Source organism: Bacillus sp. PAMC28748 (assembly GCF_014250415.1).
Classification (GTDB): domain Bacteria; phylum Bacillota; class Bacilli; order Bacillales; family Bacillaceae; genus Bacillus; species Bacillus licheniformis.
On sequence record NZ_CP060192.1, the window covers coordinates 539,857 to 564,635 of the forward strand.

At 47.4% G+C, this 24,779-nt stretch carries 24 protein-coding genes, 1 tRNA gene and 1 pseudogene; 12 read left to right on the forward strand and 14 right to left on the reverse strand.

The genetic code is table 11. The features are described 5' to 3' along the window. The first annotated feature begins 118 nt into the window (after window positions 1–118). Together slrR and H7F26_RS02915 are read left to right on the forward strand one after the other, a co-directional pair. Window positions 119–577 (forward strand): HTH-type transcriptional regulator SlrR, encoded by a 459-nt coding sequence (slrR, locus tag H7F26_RS02910; protein ID WP_003185523.1) that lies wholly within the window; start codon window positions 119–121, stop codon window positions 575–577. A gap of 409 nt (window positions 578–986) precedes the next feature. Then, on the forward strand, window positions 987–1,511 hold the full coding sequence (locus H7F26_RS02915; RefSeq protein ID WP_011198337.1) for an NAD(P)H-dependent oxidoreductase: 525 nt from the start codon (window positions 987–989) through the stop codon (window positions 1,509–1,511). A gap of 36 nt (window positions 1,512–1,547) precedes the next feature. On the opposite strand, the gene H7F26_RS02920 is transcribed toward H7F26_RS02915, so the two are convergent. The 8 genes from H7F26_RS02920 to H7F26_RS02955 all read right to left on the reverse strand — a co-directional run bounded on the left by H7F26_RS02920 (window position 1,548) and on the right by H7F26_RS02955 (window position 10,518). Next, window positions 1,548–2,831 carry an MFS transporter gene (locus H7F26_RS02920; RefSeq protein ID WP_009329627.1) on the reverse strand — a complete coding sequence of 428 codons (1,284 nt, stop codon included), beginning with the start codon at window positions 2,829–2,831 and terminating at the stop codon, window positions 1,548–1,550. 69 nt (window positions 2,832–2,900) lie between these two features. Beyond that, window positions 2,901–3,851 (reverse strand): phosphoglycerate dehydrogenase, encoded by a 951-nt coding sequence (locus H7F26_RS02925; protein WP_003185530.1) that lies wholly within the window; start codon window positions 3,849–3,851, stop codon window positions 2,901–2,903. 27 nt (window positions 3,852–3,878) lie between these two features. Next, window positions 3,879–4,877: a 4-hydroxythreonine-4-phosphate dehydrogenase PdxA gene (gene pdxA / locus H7F26_RS02930; RefSeq protein WP_003185532.1), complete on the reverse strand. Its 999-nt coding sequence runs from the start codon at window positions 4,875–4,877 to the stop codon at window positions 3,879–3,881. A 3-nt stretch (window positions 4,878–4,880) separates the two neighbouring features. Continuing rightward, a complete protein-coding gene (locus tag H7F26_RS02935) occupies window positions 4,881–6,152 on the reverse strand; it encodes a four-carbon acid sugar kinase family protein (protein WP_003185534.1) in 1,272 nt (423 codons plus the stop codon). 13 nt (window positions 6,153–6,165) lie between these two features. Continuing rightward, window positions 6,166–7,332: an iron-containing alcohol dehydrogenase gene (locus H7F26_RS02940; protein WP_003185536.1), complete on the reverse strand. Its 1,167-nt coding sequence runs from the start codon at window positions 7,330–7,332 to the stop codon at window positions 6,166–6,168. A gap of 13 nt (window positions 7,333–7,345) precedes the next feature. Then, window positions 7,346–8,233, reverse strand: coding sequence for a 4-hydroxy-tetrahydrodipicolinate synthase (gene dapA / locus H7F26_RS02945; protein ID WP_003185537.1), 888 nt, complete (start codon window positions 8,231–8,233; stop codon window positions 7,346–7,348). A 143-nt stretch (window positions 8,234–8,376) separates the two neighbouring features. After that, on the reverse strand, window positions 8,377–10,095 hold the full coding sequence (locus H7F26_RS02950) for a PrpR N-terminal domain-containing protein (protein ID WP_003185539.1): 1,719 nt from the start codon (window positions 10,093–10,095) through the stop codon (window positions 8,377–8,379). A gap of 99 nt (window positions 10,096–10,194) precedes the next feature. Then, window positions 10,195–10,518 carry a winged helix-turn-helix transcriptional regulator gene (locus tag H7F26_RS02955; protein WP_011198338.1) on the reverse strand — a complete coding sequence of 108 codons (324 nt, stop codon included), beginning with the start codon at window positions 10,516–10,518 and terminating at the stop codon, window positions 10,195–10,197. Window positions 10,519–10,689: 171 nt separating this feature from the next. Between H7F26_RS02955 and H7F26_RS02960 the strand changes: the two genes are divergently transcribed. The 3 genes from H7F26_RS02960 (at window position 10,690) to H7F26_RS02970 (ending at window position 15,206) form a co-directional block, all read left to right on the forward strand. Then, a complete protein-coding gene (locus H7F26_RS02960) occupies window positions 10,690–11,784 on the forward strand; it encodes an NADH-dependent flavin oxidoreductase (protein ID WP_003185542.1) in 1,095 nt (364 codons plus the stop codon). Between the two features lie 349 nt (window positions 11,785–12,133). Next, entirely contained in the window at window positions 12,134–13,582 is a 1,449-nt protein-coding gene (locus tag H7F26_RS02965; protein WP_003185545.1) for a glycoside hydrolase family 68 protein, read from the forward strand. Window positions 13,583–13,658: 76 nt separating this feature from the next. Next, the gene (locus H7F26_RS02970) at window positions 13,659–15,206 is read left to right on the forward strand and encodes a glycoside hydrolase family 32 protein (RefSeq protein WP_003185547.1); all 1,548 of its coding nucleotides are present in this window, start codon (window positions 13,659–13,661) and stop codon (window positions 15,204–15,206) included. Window positions 15,207–15,331: 125 nt separating this feature from the next. Here the strand turns inward: H7F26_RS02970 and H7F26_RS02975 are convergent. Both H7F26_RS02975 and H7F26_RS02980 read right to left on the reverse strand, forming a co-directional pair. Beyond that, window positions 15,332–15,407 (reverse strand) — tRNA-Arg (locus tag H7F26_RS02975). 96 nt (window positions 15,408–15,503) lie between these two features. After that, on the reverse strand, window positions 15,504–15,821 hold the full coding sequence (locus H7F26_RS02980; RefSeq protein WP_009329632.1) for a TM2 domain-containing protein: 318 nt from the start codon (window positions 15,819–15,821) through the stop codon (window positions 15,504–15,506). A gap of 240 nt (window positions 15,822–16,061) precedes the next feature. Here H7F26_RS02980 and clpP point away from each other — a divergent pair, with 240 nt between their 5' ends. Continuing rightward, window positions 16,062–16,658 (forward strand): ATP-dependent Clp endopeptidase proteolytic subunit ClpP, encoded by a 597-nt coding sequence (gene clpP / locus H7F26_RS02985; RefSeq protein WP_003185550.1) that lies wholly within the window; start codon window positions 16,062–16,064, stop codon window positions 16,656–16,658. Between the two features lie 79 nt (window positions 16,659–16,737). On the opposite strand, the gene H7F26_RS02990 is transcribed toward clpP, so the two are convergent. Then, window positions 16,738–17,313, reverse strand: coding sequence for an LOG family protein (locus tag H7F26_RS02990; protein ID WP_003185552.1), 576 nt, complete (start codon window positions 17,311–17,313; stop codon window positions 16,738–16,740). A gap of 111 nt (window positions 17,314–17,424) precedes the next feature. Here H7F26_RS02990 and H7F26_RS02995 point away from each other — a divergent pair, with 111 nt between their 5' ends. Both H7F26_RS02995 and H7F26_RS03000 read left to right on the forward strand, forming a co-directional pair. Further along, a complete protein-coding gene (locus H7F26_RS02995; protein ID WP_003185554.1) occupies window positions 17,425–17,760 on the forward strand; it encodes a MazG nucleotide pyrophosphohydrolase domain-containing protein in 336 nt (111 codons plus the stop codon). After that, window positions 17,747–18,723: pseudogene (locus tag H7F26_RS03000) on the forward strand (HD domain-containing protein). The gene H7F26_RS02995 and the pseudogene H7F26_RS03000 overlap by 14 nt, the downstream one beginning before the upstream one ends. A 46-nt stretch (window positions 18,724–18,769) precedes the next feature. Here the strand turns inward: H7F26_RS03000 and H7F26_RS03005 are convergent. Both H7F26_RS03005 and H7F26_RS03010 read right to left on the reverse strand, forming a co-directional pair. Continuing rightward, window positions 18,770–20,389: a SulP family inorganic anion transporter gene (locus H7F26_RS03005; RefSeq protein WP_009329635.1), complete on the reverse strand. Its 1,620-nt coding sequence runs from the start codon at window positions 20,387–20,389 to the stop codon at window positions 18,770–18,772. Between the two features lie 21 nt (window positions 20,390–20,410). Then, window positions 20,411–21,001 (reverse strand): beta-class carbonic anhydrase, encoded by a 591-nt coding sequence (locus tag H7F26_RS03010; protein ID WP_003185560.1) that lies wholly within the window; start codon window positions 20,999–21,001, stop codon window positions 20,411–20,413. Between the two features lie 396 nt (window positions 21,002–21,397). On the opposite strand from H7F26_RS03010, the gene H7F26_RS03015 reads away from it, so the two are divergent. Continuing rightward, on the forward strand, window positions 21,398–22,369 hold the full coding sequence (locus H7F26_RS03015; RefSeq protein WP_009329636.1) for a 2-hydroxyacid dehydrogenase: 972 nt from the start codon (window positions 21,398–21,400) through the stop codon (window positions 22,367–22,369). A gap of 10 nt (window positions 22,370–22,379) precedes the next feature. On the opposite strand, the gene H7F26_RS03020 is transcribed toward H7F26_RS03015, so the two are convergent. Continuing rightward, window positions 22,380–22,979: a flavin reductase family protein gene (locus H7F26_RS03020; protein ID WP_003185564.1), complete on the reverse strand. Its 600-nt coding sequence runs from the start codon at window positions 22,977–22,979 to the stop codon at window positions 22,380–22,382. Window positions 22,980–23,067: 88 nt separating this feature from the next. Here H7F26_RS03020 and H7F26_RS03025 point away from each other — a divergent pair, with 88 nt between their 5' ends. The 3 genes from H7F26_RS03025 to H7F26_RS03035 all read left to right on the forward strand — a co-directional run bounded on the left by H7F26_RS03025 (window position 23,068) and on the right by H7F26_RS03035 (window position 24,756). After that, window positions 23,068–23,763, forward strand: coding sequence for an ArsR/SmtB family transcription factor (locus H7F26_RS03025; RefSeq protein WP_009329637.1), 696 nt, complete (start codon window positions 23,068–23,070; stop codon window positions 23,761–23,763). A gap of 257 nt (window positions 23,764–24,020) precedes the next feature. Next, window positions 24,021–24,476, forward strand: a complete 456-nt coding sequence (locus H7F26_RS03030) for a ribonuclease (RefSeq protein WP_003185568.1) — start codon at window positions 24,021–24,023, stop codon at window positions 24,474–24,476. 4 nt (window positions 24,477–24,480) lie between these two features. Further along, window positions 24,481–24,756, forward strand: coding sequence for a barstar family protein (locus tag H7F26_RS03035; RefSeq protein WP_003185570.1), 276 nt, complete (start codon window positions 24,481–24,483; stop codon window positions 24,754–24,756). Window positions 24,757–24,779: the final 23 nt, after the last annotated feature.

Sequence of the window (24,779 nt, forward strand, 5' to 3'; positions counted from 1 at the left end):
TTTTCTTTTATTTTCTGTCGATATCTTAAATTTTTGAATTTTATAAAGAACAAATTATTTCTTATAATGAACAGGAAAGCGTTTTATATGAATGGCAAGGGGAAGGGGAGGATTCAGTATGATCGGAAGAGTCATCCGAATGTACAGAAAGAGAAAAGGCTACTCCATTAACCAGCTTGCTGATATAGCAGGCGTATCAAAATCATATTTAAGCAAAATTGAACGCGGCGTTCACAGAAATCCGTCAGTCGAATTCCTGAAAAAAATCTCCCGGGCGCTGAAAGTCGAATTAAAGGAATTGTTTGATACCGAAGTGATCCTTTATCGCCGGACTGAGCAGGAAGATGAGTGGAGAACCCATCTTGTACAGGCCGTGCAGGCCGGGATGAACCAGGAAGAACTGTTTCAATTCACACATCGCCTCAAGCAGAAAAAGAAAGAACGGGCGCTTTATCGAAACAGAGAGCTGACCCGGGCGAATATCGACGAATGGAGAGCCCTTATGCTGGAGGCCAAAGAAATGGGACTGACCGTCAAAGAAGTAGAAGCGTTTTTGATGAGGACAAAAAATCATTAATTTATCCTGCATTCATATTTTTTTTAGAAGAAAACGGGTGCTTTTGACTTGAACCATTCATCCGGATATAAATCCACATTTCCATTTAAACTTGCCGAAAATTCGGAATAATCGCATTAATAGATATCGCCCGATCATGATGATCCATGTCTATAGCTCCGTTTTCACCTGTTTGCCTTATTTTTTCATGGCAGTCTTTAAGAGACTTTTTGCTTATGTTTATATATAAATGAAGAAACTCGGATTTTGACCTTTCGCATCATCCTCCAATGCATGCAAAGTCTGTGTCTTGCGGCTTATATCAAGACCTTTGTCACGGCCCGATTCCTTGAATGGGGACGGAGCGTTTTTGTTGAATCCGCGCTGGCTGTTCGTTAAGATGAATAAAATGGAAGAAGGAGATGAAATCATGAAAGTATTAGTGCTCGCATTTCATCCGAATATGGAGCAGTCAGTTGTGAACAGAGCATTTGCAGACACATTGAAAGACGCACCGGGCATTACATTGCGCGACCTTTATCAGGAATATCCTGACGAGGCCATTGATGTGGAAAAAGAACAAAAACTTTGTGAAGAACACGATCGGATCGTCTTCCAGTTTCCGCTTTATTGGTACAGCTCGCCGCCTCTCTTAAAAAAATGGCTGGACCACGTTCTTCTCTACGGCTGGGCATACGGAACAAACGGCACAGCGCTTCGCGGCAAAGAATTCATGGTCGCTGTATCGGCGGGCGCTCCCGAAGAAGCCTATCAGGCCGGCGGGTCAAATCATTATGCGATCAGCGAACTGTTACGCCCTTTTCAGGCGACAAGCAACTTCATCGGTACTACATACCTTCCGCCTTACGTCTTCTATCAAGCGGGCACGGCCGGAAAAAGCGAGCTTGCTGAAGGTGCGACACAATACAGGGAGCATGTGCTGAAGTCATTTTAAATGAGAAAAGCCCGGCTTATGAGCCGGGCTTGTTCCTTATACTTGAATCTGTTTCACTTTTCCCAATAGGAATAGATAATTTAAAATGGCAATGATGATCAAAGCAGCCGAAAAAAGGAGCGCCGGCACGAAAGAACCCGTTGCGCCAACGATGAAGCCGGTAATGATGGGTCCGACCACTCCGCCCATATTAGAGACTGTATTTTGAATACCGGCAACCATCGACGTCATATTTTTCGGAGCCACATCCCCCGGAAGCGCCCAGACTTGGGACGCGGCGACAGTCGTTCCCGATTTCGCTACACAAAGAAGGATGACAGCCAGGATAGCGGAATCTGCAAAAGCGGCAAAACCGATGCACGAAGCCATGACAAGCCCGATAATTAAAAACAGTTTCCGGACGGCTGTCAGCGACAGTTTTCCCTTTGCATATATCCGGTCGGACATCCATCCGGCTCCGACTTCGACGACCATTGCAGTCAAAAGCGGGAGAGACGCCATAATCCCCATCTCGATTAAATCCATGCCCCTTTCTTTAACAAGGTATGTCGGCAGCCATGTGATAAAGAAGTAAGAATTATAATTGATCATGAAAAATCCAATGCACATCGCCCATATGTTGCGATATTTGAATAGCTGATACCACTTCAGCGGCTGGCCGCCGCCCGTTTCTTCCATGTGAGCCTGCCCTTCCCGAATATGGGCCAGTTCCGCCTCATTGACGCGCTTATGATCTGCGGGATTCTCCTTAAAGAAAATCATCCAGACAATTCCCCACGCGACACCGACAAGTCCGATCAAAAGAAACGTCAGTTTCCAGTCAAAGACCGCTATCATCCAGGCGATCAAAGGCATTGCAACAGCTCCGCCAAACTTTGACCCGCTGTCAAAAATTCCGGCTACTGTCGCCCTTTCTTTTTTCGGAAACCATTTGGCGGCAATCCCCGCATTGCTCGGATATGCAGCAGCCTCTCCGACTCCCAGTGCGACCCGCAGCCCGAGCAGGGATTTGAAGCCTGTCGCAAGACCCGTCAGCGCCGTAGCAACAGACCACCAAACAACCGCAAAACCGAGCGTTTTTTTCTGACCGTACTTGTCGGCCGCCCAGCCTGAAGGCAGCTGCAGCAAAGCGTACGACCAGAAGAAACCGGACATGATGATTCCCATTTGGCCGGGTGTCAAGTTGAACTCCTCGGTAATATAGGGAGCGGCAGCCGAAAGAACTGTCCGGTCAATATAATTGATGGCAATCGCAGCCCACATCATAAACGCGACAACCCAGCGTACATTTGACTTTTTTTGAATCGGGTGATTCAACATGTTATCCACCTCATCCCATTTGTAGAAAACGCTTTCAAATCATGATGCAGGGCATGAATGAAAACACATTCACAACCCGTTGACGACAAACTCCGGTTTTTGTTTGTCGATCAGTACACTAGCGATGTTTTTGACGCATATCATGCCAAGGTTCTGTACGGCATCTCGGGTATACCCCGCGATATGCGGCACGGCGATAAAACGGTCCAGCTCAAAGAGAGGGTGCTGCTTCAGCGGTTCGGTTTGATACACGTCAAGCGCAGCTCCAGCGATGCCCCCGCTCGCCAAGGCATCATATAACGCACACTCGGACACGATGCCTCCCCTTGAAGCATTGATCAGATAAGCCGTTTCTTTCATAGCGGCTAATTCTTTTTCACCGATCATGTTTTCCGTTTCGGCTGTGAGCGGCATATGAAGAGTGATAAAGTCGCATTCTTTCAAGAGCTGATCAAGCTCTGTAAAATGGATGTGATGATCGGCTGCGAATGCACGATCAGGAAACACATCATAGGCTAAAACAGTCATATTGAAGCCTTGCGCCCGTTTGGCGACTTCTTTTCCGATCATGCCAAGTCCGACGATGCCGAGTGTTTTGCCGTAAACGTCAGATCCAAAAATCCTCGGCCATTTTCCCAGCTTTGTCTCCCTGTCGGCTGCAGGAATCTGTCTTGCAGCCGACAGCATGAGACCGAATACAAAATCGGCGACTGCATGCTTGTTGGCGTTGGGGGCATTCGTCACCCAGACGTTGCGCTCTTTCGCAGCGTGCAGATCGATATTGTCGACACCGACGCCATGTTTGCAGACAATTTTTAAAGAAGGGAGACGATCCAGGACATACGGCGTAATCTGGTTAAACGCCACGATCGCGGCATCCGCTCCTTCTGCTGCTTCAATAAACTGCTCCTCGGTTATATCTGCAGGAAGGCGTTCCAGCGACATGCCCTTTTTTTCCAAAAACAAGACGGGATCGTCTGAGTATTTCGCAAATGACGGTGATGTACATACGACTTTCATAAGATGCACCAACCTTCTTTCATTTTTCTACGATTTGGGCGCCAGCTCAGCGGCTGACCGCAAAGCAGCGAGCATGCTTCTTTCATCGGCTTTGTTCTGCCCCGCAATGTCAAATGCGGTTCCGTGGTCGACAGAGGTGCGTATGATCCCGCCGTTTAATCCGACTGTAATGTTGACGCCCTCTTCCAACCCGAGGACTTTGACCGGTATATGCCCCTGGTCGTGGTAGCAGGCTACGACAAGGTCAACATCTCCTCTGACAGCTTTGTAAAACAGCGTGTCTGCGGGGTATGGGCCGCCGGCATCGATTCCCTCAGCTGCCGCCTGCTCAATCCCCGGAAGCAATTGCCGTTCTTCCTCGCCGCTTCCAAACAGGCCGTTTTCCCCTGCATGGGGGTTGATTCCGCAAACAGCAATTTTCGGCTGTTCGAATCCGGCTCTTGTCAATGTATCATGTGCGAGACGGATGACTTTATAGGTCCGCTCCGGCGTAATCGACTGAATCGCCTCGATCAGCCCTTGATGCGTTGTCAGGTGAATCACCTTCAGCTTTGGCGAAGCCAGCATCATGCTGTAGTCTGTTGTATTCGTTAAATGAGCGAGAATTTCCGTATGCCCCGGGTATCGGTGTCCGCCTTTATGCAGCGCCTCCTTATTTAACGGCGCTGTGCAAATCGCTTGAATACAGCCTTTTTTAGCGAGCTCAACCGCTTTTTTCACGAAATGGAAAGCGGCGTTTCCAGCTTCAGCCGACACCTTTCCGACAGGCAGGTTTTCAGGCAGCAGTTCAATATCGAGACAATCGATCTTTCCATGTACAAAACCGCCCTCGTCCGGATGCCCGACCTTGTTAATAACAACCTCTGATCCGATTTGGAAGGCGGCTTTTTTCAGCATTTTCATATCGCCGATGACGAGCGGCCTGCACATATCATACACTTCGCGGGACGTGAGGGCTTTTACGATAATTTCCGGACCGACGCCTGCCGCGTCGCCCATTGTAATGCCGATAACCGGTTTCTTCATTGTTTATCCTCCTTGTAGCTTGATTGCCGCACTTGCCATCACCGAACGCGAGCCAAAATTTCCGGCCTTTGTCACAATGTACAATTCTTCACCGGCTGCTCCCAGCGGAATGCCGGGCTCTACTTCGTCCAGCAATCGTATCTCATGAATCCGAAGCTGATGCAGCACTTGATATGCCGTGTCACCTCCGGTTAAGAACAGCCGTTTCACATGAAAAGCTTGAATCAGCTCGCCCGCAAATTCGCCAAGTGCACCGGACACCGCATTGCTCGTTTGAACTGGGGTGAGTCCGCGGCTTTCACCAATCTTCTGTGTCTCTGCCGCATTGTCTGAGGTGCAGAGGACGATGTGTTTCGAACGGCGCTGGACGTCCGCCGCCCTTTCCTTCAGCCGTTCGAACTCGTTTCTTTTCTCAGCTCCGCCGCACAGCACGCGCTCTGATCTCATTTCAATTTTTTCAGCCGCACGTCCGGCGAATAGTTCGTGAAGCTGTTCCCTCCCCGTCCGACTCATGCTTCCGACGACAAACATGATCGGCTGGTCGGAAGACGGAACGGTTTGACCGAGCTCCCTTTCTTTCAGATTGAACGCTTTGGGCAGACAGCTCATCAAGCCTGCCGAACCGGCCAAAATGATAGAATACGGCAAACTCTCCAGAATAAGCGCCAGCCCCTGCAGATCGGATTCGTGAACCGAATCGGCCGTCACATATGAAATCCCCTCCGCCCGAAAGCGTTCCAGCTTGTTGCGGACATGCCCGTGTCCGCGGCGGATGTCTTCATATGATAAATGCCCGCTCTTATTTCGAGTCTGCTTTTCTATTAATCTTTGAATATTCGACTCGGCTACAGGCGTTTTCGGATCGTTTGCCGCTTCGGTTTCTTCAAGCTTTACGCCGTTCACATAATGGATGCCGCCGATAACCTGGCGTCCGTTTTGAGGGTAGCCGGGAGCGATCAGCACAAAGTCCGGCTGAAACACTTCGTACATCGCTTGAAGCTCGGCTCCGATATTTCCTCTCATCGTGCTGTCGATTTTTTTGTAGACGATATCAAACGATTGCCGGGAGATGTGTTCACTGATGTTTTTCACAGTCGCCTTCGCCTCTGCGGCTGGCAGCGATCTGCTGTCCGTATTGAAAATAACGACGCCTTCCGTTTCCCGTCTGGTGAATTCGGCGTCGAGTTTGACGGAAACATCCATCCCGTAATGAACAAGCTGACCGCCGCAGTCGTTCGCTCCCGTCAAATCATCCGCGATGATTGCAATTTTCAAATGTCTTCATCCTTTAGTTGATTAGTTTTCGATAGATGTCTTTTATATTTTCCAGACTGAGCGGTTTCGGATTGTTATGAAGCAGGCGCGTCACTTTTGAAGCTGAGTCGGCTAAATCGTCCACGTCGCTTGCGGTTACGCCGAACGCTTTTAAATCCTGAGGAATATTCAGCCGCTCCGTCCACTCTCTTATTTTCTGCACAACGGCCTCAGCCGCTTGTTCGGCGGTCAAATCAGATGCAACGATTCCCATTGTTTCTGCCGCAAGAGACAGCCGTTCTGTAATGGCATCCATATTAAACTCCATCACATGCGGAAGGAGCATCGAATTGGCGACACCGTGGGAAATTCGGTATTTCCCCCCAAGCGGATAGGCGAGGGCGTGAACGGCAGCAGTACCGGCAGCCGTCAGCGCCATTCCGCCATACGTCGAACCGAGCAGCATGTTTTCTCTCGCTTGTATCGATGAACCGTTTTCATATGCTTCCACAATACTTGCCGAAATCAATCTGATGGATTCTAAAGCGAACATATCGCTGATCGGGTTTGCTTTCGTCGAAATGAACGATTCAAGCGAATGAGTGAATGCATCCATTCCGGTAGCCGCCGTAATCGGTTTTGGCAATCCAAGGGTGATGACCGGGTCAAGAATGACAAGTTTCGGCAAAAGAAGCGGACTGACGATGCCGACTTTCAATTCCTCTTCTGGAAGCGTAACGATCGCGTTCGGCGTCACCTCTGCGCCCGTCCCCGAAGTACTCGGAATCAGCACGGTCGGGATTCCCGGCTTTTCGACCAAATCTGTCCCGAGCAGCTCCTCGACCTTTTTTGAATTCGTTTGCAGCACGGACAATATTTTCGTTCCGTCCAAAACGCTGCCTCCGCCGATTCCGATGAGAATGTCGTATCGTTTCTCACGGATGCCTCTAAATACGTCTTCAATATTTTGTACGGTCGGTTCCGGCAATATGGCTGTGCAAACATCTGACTGAATGCCGATCTCTGTAAGCTGAGCCTGTACCTCTCCGATCGCGCCGAGCTTGACGATCGACGGCTGGGTAATAATCAGCGCCCTGTCCGCCTTCGGTACAATCGTTCGCACATGATCTTTCAGCCGGCGGATGGAATGTTCACCTGCAACGATATGACCGGCTGTCCGAAATTGATAATTCGCTGGCATTCTTGAAACCTCCCTATTTTGATTGATAGGAAGCAACCATTTTTTCGACCTCCAAAAGCGCCGGACCGGTCAGTTCTTTGACGGGCGCTTTCGGCGGGCCTACAGGGATCGAATAAAGCTCAACCGCTTTTTTCAGTGCCGCCGGGATCGTACCTAAACGAAACGTATCGCGAAGCGGCTGAAGCTCCATCTGGGCAGCCTCCGCCTTTTCAGTCTCACCCTCTGCCCAATGGTGGTAAATAGACGTTACGATATCCGGAAGCATATTTGCTGTTGCTGCGACTGCTCCCGCTCCTCCCGCTTGAAGCGTTTTCAATATGAGCGAATCGGTGCCTGCAAAAACGGAAAAGTCGTCATTTTTCGTCTGCTCGATATACTGTTGTATGTTTTCAAAGTTTCCGCTGCTGTCCTTAATTCCAACGATATTGTCCACTTTTGCAAGCTCTGCCACTGTTTCTGGTTCTAAATGGAAACCTGTTTTTGAAGGGATATTGTACAAAAGGATCGGAAGTGAAACGGATGCCGCGATTGTTTTATAATGCACCGCCGCTTCTTCCTGTGTCGGTGGAATAAAGAATGGCGTGATGACCGACAGCGCATCTGCTCCAAGCCTCTCTATTTCCTTAGAAAGCCAGATCGCTTCTTCTGTGCTGTTTCCTCCGCTCCCTACCATGACGGGAACGCGTTCGGCCGTTTCTTGAATGATGATTTCTGCAACTTTCAGCTTGTCTTCGATGTTGAACATATGAAATTCCCCGTTGGTACCCAACGCAAAAAGCCCGTGTACATGAGCATCGATCAAATGGTTTGTCAGCTGTTTCAATGCCGATTCATCAATGCTTTGATCTTTTGTGAGCGGTGTCAGCATAGCAGGATAAATCCCCTTTGGTACGAATCCCATTATTGCCTCCCCTTCCTATAAAGCGTTTTCAAAAATGATTATATACATAAATGTTTCAATAATCAACGGTATTTATCTAAATATTTTTATTTGTTGTTGCATATTAAAACAAAAAATAAGACACCGGTTTAGCCGGTGTCTTATCAATCTGACGATTTCAATTTTCTCCAAAGCGTCGTTCTGTTGATGCCGAGCCTTTCCGCTGTTCTTGTTTGATTGTTCCCTTCTTCGGCATAGATCTTTTGAATGATCCTTTTTTCGATCTCTTCAAGCGTTCCGGATAAATCGATGTCTTCTCTTTCTTCCTCGTTCAAGCGGCTCAGGACCCGTTCGGCGTCAGTCTTCTCGATATATACGCCCTGCGCTTCAAGGACACAGTTTTGGACCGTTTTTCTCAATTGGCTGAGGTTGCCCGGCCATTTCGCTTCTTCAAGCAGAACACCAGCTTCGTTTCGAAAGCCGACGATTTGTTTGCCGAATGCCTCATTGCTTTCCGCAATAAACAGATAAGCCAGATGCAAAATATCCTCTTTTCTTTCGGAAAGAGGGGGAACGTCCAGTTCCAAATGACAAAGCGCATCATATAAATCGCTTGAAAATTCCTCGGCGCGCCTGCGGGAAGAAGAAACGATCAGCCTCGGCCCATCATACGGTTCGCTGATCCGCCTGAGTAAAAGCCGTTGCGAGGACGGCGGCATGCGATCGACTTGTTTGATGTATAGCGTTCCTCTCCCTGAAAAGAATTCTTCGCTTTCACAAGCCTGTTCCCATTCTGCTTCAGACAGCAAACCGGCATCGATTTTTCGAAACGGCTCATGCTTGTCCTCCCCCTTCATATGGATCAGCCCGGCCAAGCTCTCTTTCCCTGAGCCGGGCGCTCCATTGATCCATACGGGTTCCCGCCTTGCCGAGAACAACTCTGCTTTTTTCAGCACCTTCTGCATCGTTTCGTTCCTTGATGTTTCCATATAACTCATCCGCAAAGGAGAAAGAATCGTTGCCCCGGGCAAAGAAGAAACGCGAACATCTTTTGCATTTTCCGCGGTAAATACGGTCAATGCCTCGTCTGATACGAAAAACCTGCGCCCCGTGATATTCCATGTCCGCCCATGCTTTCGGAGTCTAAAATGGATGACTCCCTTCTTTTCCGCTTCCCCGATCAGCTCTTCCAGATTATCCAGCAAGCCGATATGTTCGGCAAATACGCCGTTTTGAAAAACCGGCCGCAATGTCTTGTTGTATACTGCATAACCGGTCTCGGCCTTTTGTAAAATGTGATACGGCACAGCGTACTTCTGCTTGATGCTCTCTAAAAAGGAATACAGTTTTTTAGCGTATGCAAAAGCTTTGGCAATGCTTTCTTTTCCGGATGTCAAAAGCAGTCCGTTTAAACCGAGCTGCTCTGCTTTCTCAATTGTGATCACATCGCCGATAATGATCTGATAGCCCTGTTCTTTGAGCTGAAGAAGCACCGGTTCAACATCGCGTTCGTCTGATACGGTGCAGGCGTCGATCCGAATATCCAAAATTTCGCACACCGCCGATGCGCCGTCGGCAATCATCGGAAATCCGACAATTGCCGCCTTGCCGGGATAGCCCTTGGCAAGCGTAAGCACACGCAGCATATCGTATCCCGACACTTCGATATCCACAACCGGAATGGAAACTTCTTGCTGGATCAGCTCAGCGGTTCCACCTCTGCTGATAATCAAATCAGTCCCGTTTGCTTCCGCTTGTTTCGCCAGCTCCACGCCCTTCTCTAAATCTCCGGAAGCCGCCTCGAATTCAAAATTCTCGCCGCCTGCCACTTGAACCATCAGCTCTTTCAGTCCTTCATATGGAGCAATTGCCATCACTTTCATATTCGATCACCTTTTGTTGCAAATTTAAACACATTATCACTATACCAAAAGTCAGAAATATTTGGAACCGCAAAACGAAGGCAAAATAAAAAGGCTCCATTACGGAAGCCATTTCCCCCCCCATGCGGCCATCTCTTTAAAAATGCTGTGGAACTCTTTACCTTTTTCTGTTAATTTATATTCTACAGTAACAGGAACCGTTGGGAACACCTTCCGGGAAATCATGCCGCTTTCTTCAAGATGTCTTAATGTGTCAGTTAATCCTTTCGTGTTGACGTTTCCCAAGTTCCTTCTGAGCTCGTTGAATCGCCGCTTGCCCTGAATGAGTTCGGCGAGAACTAAAAATGACCATTTACCAGAGAAAATTTTCAATACATCCTGAATTAAAGAAGAGCATTCTTTATGATCGACAGCTGAATTCATAGCAATTCCTCCATTGCCTCATAGCCAATTTTGACTTGATCCTACCATATGGACATCAGAGCATTCAAGAAAACGATCTTACGGTTTATTTTTATAAAGCATGTATAAAAAAATTGCGTTCTTGTGGAGCCTTCCGGCGGTTGCTATGGTTATATCAAAAGGAGGAAAAACATGAAAAAACAATACGAGTCTTTATTCACCCCGTTTACTTTTAAAAACGGAATCCAATTGAAAAATAGGATCATCATGCCGCCAATGGGGCATTCATCCTCATTGCCGGGAGGATTCATTTCTGACGACGAACTGGTCTATTATGCCGCGCGGGCGACAGAAGTCGGGATGGTCATCACATCTGCGACAACCGTACAGCCCGGAACCGGATTTCCAGGCATCCCCGGAGCTGAGAACGATGATCAAATCCCTGGACTAACCCGGCTTGCAGCCACTTTAAAGAAACACGGAGCAAAAGCAATCCTCCAGCTCTTCCATCCTGGAGCCAAAGGTATAGAGCGGACGGTCAGCGCCAGCGCCGTCGCTCCGAATCAACCGAATGCACCGGTGCCGAGGGCGCTGTCTGAGCAAGAAATTCAAGACCTTATCCATTCTTTCGGCCAGACGGCGCGAAGAGCGATAGAAGCCGGGTTTGACGGAGTCGAAATTCACGGCGCAAACGGGTTTCTCATCCATCAGTTCTTCTCTCCTTATTACAACCGGCGCAATGACGGCTGGGGCGGCACTTTAGAGAAACGGATGAGATTTCCGCTTCAGATTATAGAAGAAATCAGACGCGTAGCGGATAGCTGCCATAAGCCGTCCTTTATCATCGGCTACAAGTTTTCGCCCGAAGAGCCGGAAACACCTGGAATCACAATGGATGAAACGTTGTCTTTCGTCAATGTACTGCGGGAGCAAGGATTGGATTACCTGCACGTATCACTGGTTGATTTCCGGTCCTTGCCGCGCAGGGGTGCAGACAGATCCCGCGCAAGGATGGAACTGATCAAAGAAGCCGTCCAAGACCGTCTCCCACTGATCGGAGCCGGGCAAGTACACACACCGGAAGACGCCCTTCAAGCGCTGGAAACAGGAGCCGATCTCATCGGAATCGGGCGGGGTCTCCTGATGGATCCGGAGTGGCTACAAAAAGTTCGAGCCGGAAAAGAGGACGATATTCAAACAACCCTGTCAAGACATGATCAGCGGAAGCTCGCAATTCCAGATGCCTTTTGGGAAAGTATACCGATGTATATTGATTTCAGCGATTGACGATTCCCGCTTATACAGACTATAGATTCATATAAAAAAGGTGTCTTTCCGCTTAAAATCGGTGTCATTTGCATAAAAATGTATAGGAAAAGAGGAACTTAGACCAGTTGAGTCCCAGAGATGAGTATATTAGAATGATGGTAATTCAATATCGTCGGGATTGTTACTGTCTAAGCAGGCAAGACCTAAAATGTGTGAAGGGCGAAATCTATCTTTTGCCTATATGAACTTGCACATTTTAGGTCTTTTTTCTGTTCTTCAGGACAATGCCGCAGTTAGGAGGGATGATTGGGAACGTTCATGTTGTCAGAAGCAATCTATTACATATTGAAAAAGGGAGGAAATATTGATGAACATCAAAAACATTGCTAAAAAAGCGTCAGCCTTAACCGTTGCTGCGGCACTGCTGGCCGGAGGTGCGCCGCAAACCTTTGCAAAAGAAACGCAGGATTACAAGAAAAGCTACGGATTTTCTCATATCACAAGACATGACATGCTGAAAATTCCCGAGCAGCAAAAGAGCGAACAATTTAAAGTTCCTCAATTCGATCCGAAAACAATCAAAAACATCCCTTCTGCAAAAGGGTATAACAAAAATGGAGAGCTGATCGATTTAGACGTATGGGACAGCTGGCCGCTGCAAAATGCCGACGGGACGGTTGCTACATACCACGGCTACAATCTTGTTTTCGCGCTGGCGGGCGATCCGAAAGACGTCGATGACACATCCATCTATTTGTTCTATCAAAAGAAAGGCGAAACTTCTATCGACAGCTGGAAAAACGCCGGCAGAGTGTTTAAAGACAGCGACAAATTTGTTCCAGACGATCCGTACCTCAAACATCAAACACAGGAATGGTCAGGTTCTGCCACGCTGACAAAAGACGGAAAAGTCCGACTGTTTTACACAGCTTTTTCCGGCACGCAATACGGCAAGCAGACGCTGACAACAGCTCAGGTCAATTTCTCTCAGCCGGATTCGGACACGCTCAAAATTGACGGTGTAGAAGATCATAAATCGGTCTTTGACGGCGCCGACGGCACGGTATACCAAAACGTTCAGCAATTCATTGACGAAGGAAACTACAGCTCCGGCGACAACCATACGATGAGAGACCCGCATTATGTGGAAGACCGCGGCCATAAATATCTCGTATTTGAAGCCAATACGGGAACAAAAACCGGCTACCAAGGAGAAGACTCCCTATTCAACAGAGCCTACTACGGGGGCAGCAAGAAGTTCTTTAAAGAAGAAAGCAGCAAGCTGCTGCAAGGTGCGAACAAAAAGAACGCTTCGCTGGCTAACGGCGCTCTCGGAATCATCGAATTAAATAACGATTATACACTGAAAAAAGTCATGAAGCCTTTGATCGCCTCCAATACGGTGACAGATGAAATCGAACGGGCCAACCTCTTCAAAATGAATGGAAAATGGTATCTGTTCACAGATTCAAGAGGATCAAAAATGACAATTGACGGCATCGGTTCAAAAGACATTTATATGCTCGGCTATGTATCAGGTTCATTAACCGGACCATTCAAGCCTTTAAACAAATCCGGACTTGTTTTGCATATGGACCAGGATTACAATGACATCACGTTTACTTATTCACACTTTGCCGTACCGCAGAAAAAAGGCGACGAAGTCGTCATTACAAGCTACATCACAAACAGAGGGATTTCGAACGAGCATCACGCCACGTTTGCACCAAGCTTTTTGCTGAAGATCAAAGGATCAAAAACATCCGTTGTCAAAAACAGCATCCTTGAACAGGGACAACTAACGGTAAACAAATAAAACGAACGAAGGAAAATGCCGGTGAACATCGGCATTTTCTTTCGTATGTCATCTTAGAATAAAGCGGGGAATTTTCTTGAAGAAGGCAGTATATAAGCGGATCAGCATTTTAACTGTTTGTCTTGGAATCTTCATCATGATATTTCTTTCAGTCCGGGAAACAGAAAAAAAGGGAGAATCTCCGGATACACCGGAATATCGTGCAGCTTTCCATTTGACAACCCCTGACAAATGGAAAAACGACCCTCAAAAACCCGTCTATTTCAATGGAGAATATCATTACTACTACCTCTATAACCGAGACTATCCGGACGGCAATGGAACAGAGTGGCGCCACGCAGTATCAGATGATCTCGTCCACTGGCAGGATAAAGGGGTTGCCATTCCGAAATATACGAATAAAAATGGCGATCCCTGGTCCGGTTCTGTCGTTGTCGACTCAAAAAACACAGCCGGCTTCGGCAAAGGGACGATCGTGGCGGTTATGACGCAGCCGTCGGCCAATGACGGGAAGGAAGAGCAATTTTTATGGTACAGCCAAAATGGAGGAAAAACATTTAAACCTTACGGTGAAGAGCCGGTCTTGCCTAATCCGGGCACCGTCGATTTCAGAGATCCGAAAGTGATCTGGGATGAACAGGATGATAAATGGGTGATGGCGCTGGCTGAAGGAACGAAAGTCGGCTTTTACGAATCGCAAAACCTTAAGGAATGGCGTTATACAGGTAGTTTTCAAACAGAAAATATCGGCATCATCGAATGTCCGGATCTGTATAAGATGCGGGCGGATGACGGAACATATAAATGGGTTCTTGGAGCAAGCGCCAACGGGAAAGGGACCGGCAAGCCGAATACTTATGCATACTGGACAGGCAGCTTCAACGGCAACGAATTTACGGCAGACGAAGCAGAACCCCAGTGGCTTGATTACGGATTTGACTGGTATGCGGGCGTGACATTTGAGGACGGCGAAACGAACGATCCGTACGAGAAACGCTATGCTTTGGCGTGGATGAATAACTGGGATTATGCAAACCGGACGCCAACATGGAAAGACGGTTTTAACGGAACCGATTCGATCGTCCGGCAAATTCGGCTTAAACATAAAGGCGGAGATCGATACAGCCTCGCCTCTCATCCAATCGATCAATTGGATGAATTAACCGAATCTGCCGATGAATTGGATCGCATCGAAGTGAACGGATCAAAAACGCTGCAGATTAAGGGGAATACCTATCAGCTTGAGGCAGATATCTCTTGGGACGACCTTAAAAATGCGGGTTTCAGGCTCAGAGAATCCGCGGACCGAAAACGCCATATCGATGTTGGAATTTCGGCTGAAGGCGGATATTCTTATGTGAACAGAGGATTTACGGGACAGCCTGACAGCACCCGCACCTATTTGGAAAGCAAAGCACCGTTTGATCCGGAAAAAAAACGGGTCCATTTCACAATTATCGTAGATCAAAACACTGTCGAAGCATTTATTGATGACGGCGAAACGACGCATTCAAACCTTGCATTTCCCGACATGAATGATACAGGCATCACACTCTTTAGCGAAAATGGAACGGCCGTCTTTGAAAATCTTAAGATCAAACATTTGCGTTCAATCCGCGATTAAACAACACGGGCGGCCAAGCGGCCGCCTTTTTTTGTGAAAGCGAATCATTACGCTCACTCTCCGAATACGACTAAAGTGTTCACAAAAAAACAAGGGCGGCAAATGCCAAACCCTTGTCTTGAAAACGCGCTCGGAGGGATTCGAACCCCCGGCAGACGTGGTACCGGAAACCACCGCTCTATCCAGCTGAGCTACGAGCGCACAATATGATTTTTTAACGTCAGCAATTCATATTATAAGGGCTGTTCTTTAAAAAGTCAATCACAATCTCCTGCTCGAAACAAAAAACCCGCATCATCATGATGCAGGTTTAGATAATACGGAAGCTATAATCTTTTGTTCGATTTCTTCATTTACTTCGTCCGTTGTTTTGACAAGGCAGATAATGCCGTCAATAAAAGGCCAAATGAATAATGTAATCCAGCCGAGAAGCAACATGGCTACAGCGTAGCCTTTTCTCTCGTCCAGATAAAATCTGTGAGCGGCAACGCCTCCGAGAAACCACCATAAAAGAAATACAATCAGCTTCGATTTCTTCTTATTTTGCAGCTCTGAAGCCACGACAAGCCTCTGCTGATCTGTCAGGTTACTCTTGTCCAAGTTCACATAACCCATAATTGATTTCCTTCTTTCCTATAAAATAAAATGAAGACCAATGGACTAATCTTAGACTATTGGACCTAAATTTTCTATACTTTTCTCTATAAAGTTGATATTTTGTTTGAGTTTCCTTCAAAATGGGAAAAATAAACCCAGTATGTCTTTTGGATGAAGGCGGCTTTTTGTTTGACCTTTATTGACCAAAAATGTATGATTAAACTACATACTTACCTTTTAAGGTGAAGGAGGAGCATTATGAATTTAATACCTACAGTCATTGAACAGACGAACCGCGGGGAAAGAGCGTATGACATTTACTCACGCTTGTTGAAAGACCGTATCATTATGCTGGGATCAGCAATCGATGACAATGTTGCGAACTCCATCGTATCTCAGCTTCTATTCCTTGAAGCCGAAGATCCAGAAAAAGATATCAGCATCTATATCAACAGCCCTGGCGGCTCCATCACAGCCGGTATGGCGATTTATGACACCATGCAGTTTATTAAACCGCAAGTCTCCACGATTTGTACGGGAATGGCGGCATCCATGGGTGCGTTCCTTCTTGCAGCCGGCGAGAAAGGGAAGCGCTACGCTCTTCCAAACAGTGAAGTCATGATCCACCAGCCGCTTGGCGGAGCGCAGGGTCAGGCGACTGAAATTGAAATTGCCGCGAAACGCATTCTTTCATTGCGCGACAAGCTGAACAAAATCCTTGCAGAGCGCACTGGGCAGCCGCTTGAAGTAATCGAGCGCGATACAGACCGCGACAACTTCAAAACGGCTGAAGAAGCAAAAGAATACGGCCTGATTGATAAAGTGCTTACACGCAATATCGACGCACAGAAGTAAACAGCCAAAAAGCTGCCGGAGTCACCGGCAGCTTTTTTTTACTCCAAATGGGTTGTCCCATTCGCTATATGTAAAGCTTCTATAAATCCTTCCACTTTTTCTCGAGGACAGGGTAGCGATAATCATTCATGTTCCCGATCAACTCCGCAGGGCTTGCCGAAGCATGAATCAGCTCAAGGTGCGATTTGTTCGAAAAGCCTTCTTGAACGCTGTATTCGAGCATTTTAAGAAGGGGTTCAAAATAGCCGTTCACATTGTAAAGTCCGATCGGCTTTTGATGGATGCCGATCTGCGCCCAGCAGAGCACTTCAAACAGCTCTTCAAACGTGCCGAAGCCTCCGGGCATCGCGATAAAGCCGTCAGCTAATTCACTCATTTTCGCTTTGCGCTCATGCATGCCGCTCACTTCGATCAGCTCCGTCAACTGCTGATGAACGATTTCCCCTGTAAAAAGGCCTTTCGGCATAACGCCGACGACTTCCCCGCCGTTTTCCAATACGGTATCCGCAATCACGCCCATCAATCCCATTCTCGATCCTCCGTAAACAAGGCGAAGCCCCTTCTCGGCAATATAAACGCCAAGCTCTGCAGCTTTCTTCTTGTACTCCGGGTCCGCCCCCATATTTGATCCTGAATATACGCATACCGTTTTCACTTTCGCTCACTCCAACTCCATATATTGATAAAAGCAATTAACATTGTACTATATATTGTTTGTTCCGTGTGCGACAATATAATTGAATTTCTAAACGGGAGTGTATAACTTATGACAATCACAGACGCGGAGCAATGGACAAAGGCATTTTACAGGGAAAGAGGATGGAGCGAATACGGACCTTTCATCAGGATGGGATTTTTAATGGAAGAGGCTGGCGAACTGGCGAGAGCGGTTAGAGCATACGAAATCGGAAGGGACCGTCCTGACGAAGCAAAACGGCCGGCTGCTGAACTGAAAAAAGAACTGATCGAAGAAATGGGCGATGTAATGGGGAATTTGATCATGCTTGCCGGCATATACGGTGTTTCATTGGAAGACATGATGGATGCCCATCGCTGCAAACTGACGGAACGATTTGCAGGAGAGCATCATGAAGATCAATGACCGCCTTTACGGGGAGGCAGATTTGGAGCCTGTGCTGACAGACCTCATTCGTTCAAAAGCCGTTCAGCGTCTGAAAGGGATTCATCAGGGCGGGGCCTCTTTTCTCGTCAATCCCGCATGGAACATCAGCCGCTGTGAGCACAGCATCGGAGTTATGCTTTTGATCCGCAGGCTTGGCGGAAGCCTGGAAGAGCAAATTGCAGGTTTGCTCCACGATGTTTCCCATACGGCATTTTCCCATGCGGCTGATGATGTATTTAACATGGAAAACGAAGATTACCATGAACAGATGTTTCGGCAATGGGTCAAGCAATCTGATATCTCCGGGATTCTGCATACATACGGATTCCATGATGAAGACATCTTATATGACGAGCAAAAATGGACGCTGCTGGAGCAGCCGGCTCCTTCATTATGTGCGGATCGCATCGATTACACGCTTCGCGACTCTTTAGCCTATGGATTTGGCGATCCGGTAGAGATTGGACGATTTTTAGAAACTGGATTGACCGTTGCTGAAGGCGAAATCTGCTGCACTTCGGCAGAGCATGCCGAATGGTTCGCCCGCCTTTACTATCAAGAAGTGATTGACTTCTTTATGAATCCCCTCAATATATATGCGCTCTGTACCCTCAGCCAAATGCTGAAAGAGGCGCTTGACATGCGTGTTATTGCGGGGCGCGATTTTTTCAAAACCGACACGGAACTGCTTGCGATGCTAAAGCAAAAAGCGCGCTTCCGGGAAACGCTGGTAAAGCTCAGCACAGCGAGCAAGCGCGTTAAACAAGGCGACGAAGGCGATTTTACTTTTCATCAAACATTAAAGGTGAGATGGATCGATCCAAAAGTCGCTGTTAACGGAAGAAAAATCCCCGCCTCCACACTTTCAAAGACGTCCTTCTGATGAAAGAAACGGCAATAGCCGCCATGAAAAAAGGCGCATATGTAAAAGCAGCCCAATAAAAGAAACCGCCTGCTTCAGTCCGGCCGAAACAGGCGGTTTTCTTGGTTATGTCACGTCAAATATTTGTTCAGGCCTGTCGACAAAATGCTTTTTGCCGATCTTATGAAACAGCCCTGTTTTATGAAGAAGCTCACGCGGCTGCTGCTGAAGACCCACGATCATCACTTTCCCGTTTTGCTGGTGGACACGGTTGACGATCGTCATCAGGCTGCCTTCTGCGGAAGAGTCCATGTAGTCTACTTTATTCATCAGCAGGATGAGGAGTTTTGGCGGGTGGCCTTTGTCCAAAATTGAATCCTCCAATGAATTCGATGAGCCGAAAAACAGCGGGCCTTCAACCGAATAGATGCTGACAGAGCGTTGAAAATGCTTTTCTTCCGCTGCAGCTGCCGACTGGACGATCGATTCAGACACATCTTTTTTAATGCGGAACGACTTGCTCATTCTGGCGATAAAGGTGATGATCGCCAGCAGGATCCCGGCCGCCACCCCAAACACAAGATCCTGCCAAACGGTTAAAAGAAATGTGACGACAAGCACGGCAGAGTCCGAATTTCTAATTTTCAAAATATTTATAAACTCTTTCCGCTCACTCATATTCCAAGCAACCACCATCAAAATCGGCGACATGCTTGCAAGCGGGATAAGGGAAGCGTATGGCGCAAACAAAAGCAGAACCAATAAAACGAACACACCGTGTACGATACCTGAAATCGGAGAAGCAGCGCCCGTTTTAATATTGGTCGCCGTACGGGCAATCGCACCTGTCGCCGGAATACCGCCGAACAGCGGTGCGGCGATGTTCGCAATTCCTTGGCCGACAAGTTCTTTATTGCTGTCATGCCTTGTCCCCTTCATATTGTCTGCCACCATCGCGGAAAGCAGCGATTCGATTCCTCCGAGCATTGCAATCGCAAGAGCGGGAGGCATCAGGTAAATGATTTTTTCCAATGACAACTCAGGAAATTGAAAGCTCGGCAAGCTGCGCGGAATTTCGCCGTAAGCTGATCCGATCGTCACCACCTGTTCGGGAAACAGCATCGTGGCCATGACCGTTGATACAAGCAAGCCTGCGAGCGCTCCCGGCACTTTCGGCAGAACCTTTGGCGTAAACAGCACAAAGAAGAGCGATACGACAGCCGTCAAAATGCTGTAAAAGCTGAGCGTATTCAGGTTGATGACAACCTCTCTCATATTCATATAAAAACTCTCATGCTTCTCGACATTTCTCAAGCCTAAAAACTTGGCGATTTCTCCGGTGAAAATAATCACCGCGATTCCGGCCGTAAATCCGATGATCACCGGCCGCGGAATAAATTTGATGATCTTGCCGAGTTTTAGCAGCCCTAATATGACCAGAATCACTCCGGCCATAAAACCGGCAATCAGCAGATTCTCAAATCCGTATTGGAGCACAATAGCGAACAGGATCGGGACAAAGGCCCCTGTCGGTCCGCCAATCTGGTATTTCGACCCGCCGAGAAGCGAAATCAAAATACCGGCGACAATCACTGTGTAAAGACCGTGTTCCGGTTTCACCCCCGAGGCTATAGCAAAAGCCATGCCAAGCGGAATCGCGACGACTCCAACGACCATTCCTGCTACAATATCTTTTTGAAACCGCTTAAGGCTGTATCCTTCAAATCTGCCTGAAAATCGTAACATTCAATCTATCCCCCCATTTGATCATCGCACTTCCGAAAGCGAAACGTCTTCACGTGAATAACCATCTTCAACAACATCCAAACGGCCGGTCTTTGGATCAATCACCAATCCGTGCACTGGAACGTCTGAAGACAAGAGCGGATGTTTCCGGATCATGTTCACACTGTGGCTGACGCTGTCTTCAACGCTGTCAAAGCCCGTCATCCATGTGTCCAAATCGATGCCCGAATGCTGCAGGAGTTCGAGACAGCCATCATCGACACCCCGCTGTTTGGCCTTTTGAAGGATAGATGAAGCGTTCAGGCTTGCCATTCCGCACTCATGGTGGCCGATCACGCAGACTTCTTCAGCCTGCAGCTCATAGACAGCCACAAGAATGCTGCGCATGACGCTTCCAAAAGGGTGAGAAACAACGGCTCCCGCATTCTTAATGATTTTTGCGTCTCCATTTTTTAAACCCATTGCATGATGGAGCAGTTCTAATAAACGCGTGTCCATGCATGTCAAAATCACAAGTTTTTTCTCAGGAAATTTCGTCGTTTCGTAAAACTCGTACCCCTTTTCCTCTACAAAAGACTGATTGTGCTTCAAAATGGAAGTTAAAATCGCCATTTTTCTCTCACTCCTTTTCATAGTCATATGACCTTGATATTGTTACAGCCGAATTATAGCACATGGATTTCCGCTTTGGATTCGAATCAAAAAATTCACTAAAAATGTACTGAATATTTTTAAAAATCTAATTTTATATCTTTCTAAAATAATAAAATGTACGCTGTTCTTCACCTATAAAAAAATAACTGGAAGCAAAATGGAATATCAAATATTTGGATTTATAGTTATAAAAATGCATTAAAATAAATTAAAAAACTGAAATAAGATTCTATGATTTTCTAAATAACGATAATTGAGCTGATAGTCCTGCGCTAGCTGGAACAATCTTTGATTTTTACAGAAACCGTTTTTCCTCTATAATGGAAGCAGATGATACGCGGAAGGAGAATGCAGATGAAACCGTTTGTATATGTCACAAAACCGGTCCCAAAAGAAATCGAAGAGATGCTCGCTGAACATTGCGAATATGAAATTTGGACTTCGCGCGAGCGTATTCCCAGAACGACCCTGCTCGAGAAAATCAAGGAAGCGGACGGCCTTTTGACCTCAGGAACAAAAATTGACCGTGAATTATTATCCAATGCACTGAAGTTAAAAATCGTCAGCAACAATTCCGTCGGCTATGACAACTTTGATATTGAAGCAATGAAAGAAAAATCGGTCATCGGCACCCATACGCCATATATTCTTGACGACACAGTCGCAGACCTTGCTTTCGGTCTGATCCTTTCCTCAGCTCGGCGAATCGCCGAGCTCGACCGCTACGTCCGCGAGGGAAAATGGACCAAATCAGAGGACGATGAAAGCTTGTTCGGATCTGATGTCCATCACCGGACGCTCGGCATCATCGGAATGGGACGAATCGGCGAACAAGTCGCCAAACGGGCGGCCTTGGGTTTTGATATGGAAGTGCTCTATTACAGCCGCAGCCGCAAACCCGATACAGAGAAAAAAACCGGCGCGGTTTATACGGGCTTTCATGAGCTGTTGGAGCGCTCGGATTTCATTGTTCTGGTCACACCGCTCACGGATGAGACATACCGCCTCATCGGCGAAGCAGAATTCAAAAAAATGAAACCGTCGTCCATTTTCATCAACATCTCCCGCGGTAAAACAGTTGACGAACAAGCGTTGATTCAAGCGCTGAAAGAAGGATGGATTAAAGGAGCCGGACTTGATGTATTTGAAAAAGAGCCGATTGAAAAAGACAATCCGCTCCTAAGCCTTTCCAATGTAACCCTTGTTCCCCACATTGGATCATCCACCCATGTCACACACGTCAACATGCTGAAAAGCGCCGTTCAAAACCTGATTGACGGTCTTCAGGGCAAACGGCCAAAAGATATAGTCAAAGAACTGAGATAACGCGCATCTTTCAGGCGCGGAACGTTTTGCCAAGCTCTCCTCCTAAGCCAAAATAGTGTCTGAAAAGATAAATCAAAGGTTCCCATTTTTGAGGATCGATGTGGTGTTCCCCTTTTAAAATCGCTTCATGTGCGTGCACATGAAGCACTTTTGTTTCAATGACGGCAAAATACGGGGAATGTTCCGGAATGCGAATGTTGACAGCTTCCGCTTCAATTTGAAGCGGGCAATCGGCGACTCTTTCAGGTTTCACTGCCAAGGAATCCGCGGCCGTAAATCCGCCGGCTTCAAATTTCTCCTTAAGGTAAGTAAAGCCGAGCCGCTTTTTTTCTTCCGGAACGAATCGTTTGCCGGTATAGGAAGCCAGCCGTTCTACATTTCTCCATAAAGATGAATCCGGCACATTGATAACGCATCCAGCATGCCTCTCTAAATTTTCCAATGCTTTACCTTCGGTTCCAATACCGAGTACGATCGAATCCCCGAGCGCCCAAGAAGATGACAGCGGGCTGAGATTCGTGGAACCGTCTTCGTTCATTGTGCTGAGTAAAATGACTGGTGTTCCGTAATATAAAATGCTTGGCTGAATAATTTTGCTGTTTTGTTCCATATGCGTCTCCTCCTTTTATGCTTTTATTGTAATTCTTCAATATTTCAATTAACATCGAAGTATCGATTGCATTTTAGGAGGAAGTGTAATGAACGTGAATCCAAATATCGCCGAGGTCGCCAAGCTTGTCACCGATCCGTCGCGGGCGGCGATTTTAACCGCATTGCTTGATGACCGGTATTATACGGCTACCGAGCTGGCCGGATATGCGGGAATCAAGCAGCAGACAGCAAGCTTTCACCTTTCCAAGCTGCTTGACGCCGAGATGCTGACATGCAGGAAGCAAGGACGCCACCGCTATTACAGGCTCAAAAACGGAAAGATTGCACAATCGCTGGAGACCCTGCTTAACATAGCGCCCCCTGCGGAAATTCGCTCTTTCCGGCAGTCAGCTGAAGATCGGGCGGTCAGAAAAGCGCGCACATGCTATGATCACCTGGCTGGATCGCTCGGCGTCACACTTGCGGATCGGCTCGTGGAGATGGGCGTATTGAAAGAAGAAGAGACGGCTTTTACAGTGACTGAAGAAGGGGAAGCATTTTTGAAAGAGCTTGGCATCGATGTCAGGGAAGTCAAAAAGAAACGGCGCTCTTTTTGCCATAAATGCCTGGATTGGAGTGAAAGACGGCATCACATTGCCGGCGCCTTAGGCTCCGCATTGCTCGATGCCTTCATCCGCATGGGCTGGATCGAGCGGCGCCCGCATACACGGGCCGTTGCAGTCACGCCCGCCGGCGCAAAGGAACTTTACCGCCTATTTCATATTTCCATTGAAAAGAACTGAAGAAATAGTTCTCGATCGTTTTCCGGCATTCCGGGAGACCAAATAGCATGCGGTTAGGAACCTGCGGCAAGCCGTTCACGTCCTCGGCTTTCATGGAAAATTTACAATAATATAATGATTTTTGGGCATGTTTTAAGGTACAATTCAAGATGATTGCAGACGGAATATGGAAATGAAGAAATGCGGCTGTTCAACCCCATGAAGGCACATTCTTCATGTTTATGTTATAAAGTCTAAAGACAGGGAGGACTTTATCCGTGAAAAAAATATTATCAACTCTTGCGCTTGGGTTTGTTCTCGCGCTGGGCTTTCTGGCGGGGAACCTTTTTACAAGCTCAGCTGAAGGGCCGCAGGCAGAAAAAGGCGGCACCGTTCAGTCAAATGAAGTCATCAATACATTTGAAGGTGTTGCCGACTATATTGTGAAATACGGCAGGCTGCCTGACAACTTCATCACAAAAGCCGAGGCGTCAAAATTAGGCTGGGATCCGCAAAAAGGCAATCTGGCAGAAGTAGCGCCTGGAAAAAGCATCGGCGGCGATATCTTTCAAAACAGGGAAAAGCTGCTTCCAGATGCATCCGGACGCGTATGGAGAGAAGCCGACATCAACTATACATCGGGATTCCGGGGGTCAGACCGGATCGTCTATTCTAACGACAGACTGGTTTATAAAACGACTGACCACTATAAAACGTTTACGAGAATGAGATGATCATATGAAACAAGTCACTTTAAAAGGAGAAAAGATCAGAAGTGTATCAGATCTTCACAAAGAATTAAAAGAACAGCTGGAGCTTCCTGACTACTATGGCGAAAATCTTGATGCGCTGTGGGATTGTCTGACCGGCTGGGTCGGCATGCCTTTGCTGATAGAGTGGAAGAATGTCGAGAAAAGCCGGATTTACTTGGGCGATCAAGCCGAGGCATATTTGCAGCTTTTTCGCGAAGCCGAAGAAACACTGGACGGCTTTCAGCTGAAAACAGAAGGATGAAACAGAAAACGAGCGGGCGCTTC

What these genes read in the sequence shown, in the direction of transcription:
- H7F26_RS02940 (WP_003185536.1), bottom strand. Translation starts at nt 7,332, where the DNA reads ATGCCAGCGAATTATCAATTTCGGACAGCCGGTCATATCGTTGCAGGT.
- H7F26_RS03010 (WP_003185560.1), bottom strand. Translation starts at nt 21,001, where the DNA reads ATGGCGATTTTAACTTCCATTTTGAAGCACAATCAGTCTTTTGTAGAG.
- H7F26_RS02980 (WP_009329632.1), bottom strand. Translation starts at nt 15,821, where the DNA reads ATGGGTTATGTGAACTTGGACAAGAGTAACCTGACAGATCAGCAGAGG.
- clpP (WP_003185550.1), top strand. Translation starts at nt 16,062, where the DNA reads ATGAATTTAATACCTACAGTCATTGAACAGACGAACCGCGGGGAAAGA.
- H7F26_RS03015 (WP_009329636.1), top strand. Translation starts at nt 21,398, where the DNA reads ATGAAACCGTTTGTATATGTCACAAAACCGGTCCCAAAAGAAATCGAA.
- H7F26_RS02960 (WP_003185542.1), top strand. Translation starts at nt 10,690, where the DNA reads ATGAAAAAACAATACGAGTCTTTATTCACCCCGTTTACTTTTAAAAAC.
- H7F26_RS02995 (WP_003185554.1), top strand. Translation starts at nt 17,425, where the DNA reads ATGACAATCACAGACGCGGAGCAATGGACAAAGGCATTTTACAGGGAA.
- H7F26_RS02915 (WP_011198337.1), top strand. Translation starts at nt 987, where the DNA reads ATGAAAGTATTAGTGCTCGCATTTCATCCGAATATGGAGCAGTCAGTT.
- H7F26_RS02950 (WP_003185539.1), bottom strand. Translation starts at nt 10,095, where the DNA reads ATGAAAGTGATGGCAATTGCTCCATATGAAGGACTGAAAGAGCTGATG.
- slrR (WP_003185523.1), top strand. Translation starts at nt 119, where the DNA reads ATGATCGGAAGAGTCATCCGAATGTACAGAAAGAGAAAAGGCTACTCC.
- H7F26_RS02955 (WP_011198338.1), bottom strand. Translation starts at nt 10,518, where the DNA reads ATGAATTCAGCTGTCGATCATAAAGAATGCTCTTCTTTAATTCAGGAT.
- H7F26_RS03020 (WP_003185564.1), bottom strand. Translation starts at nt 22,979, where the DNA reads ATGGAACAAAACAGCAAAATTATTCAGCCAAGCATTTTATATTACGGA.
- H7F26_RS03035 (WP_003185570.1), top strand. Translation starts at nt 24,481, where the DNA reads ATGAAACAAGTCACTTTAAAAGGAGAAAAGATCAGAAGTGTATCAGAT.
- pdxA (WP_003185532.1), bottom strand. Translation starts at nt 4,877, where the DNA reads ATGAAGAAACCGGTTATCGGCATTACAATGGGCGACGCGGCAGGCGTC.
- H7F26_RS02965 (WP_003185545.1), top strand. Translation starts at nt 12,134, where the DNA reads ATGAACATCAAAAACATTGCTAAAAAAGCGTCAGCCTTAACCGTTGCT.
- H7F26_RS02920 (WP_009329627.1), bottom strand. Translation starts at nt 2,831, where the DNA reads ATGTTGAATCACCCGATTCAAAAAAAGTCAAATGTACGCTGGGTTGTC.
- dapA (WP_003185537.1), bottom strand. Translation starts at nt 8,233, where the DNA reads ATGGGATTCGTACCAAAGGGGATTTATCCTGCTATGCTGACACCGCTC.
- H7F26_RS03025 (WP_009329637.1), top strand. Translation starts at nt 23,068, where the DNA reads ATGAACGTGAATCCAAATATCGCCGAGGTCGCCAAGCTTGTCACCGAT.
- H7F26_RS02925 (WP_003185530.1), bottom strand. Translation starts at nt 3,851, where the DNA reads ATGAAAGTCGTATGTACATCACCGTCATTTGCGAAATACTCAGACGAT.
- H7F26_RS03005 (WP_009329635.1), bottom strand. Translation starts at nt 20,389, where the DNA reads ATGTTACGATTTTCAGGCAGATTTGAAGGATACAGCCTTAAGCGGTTT.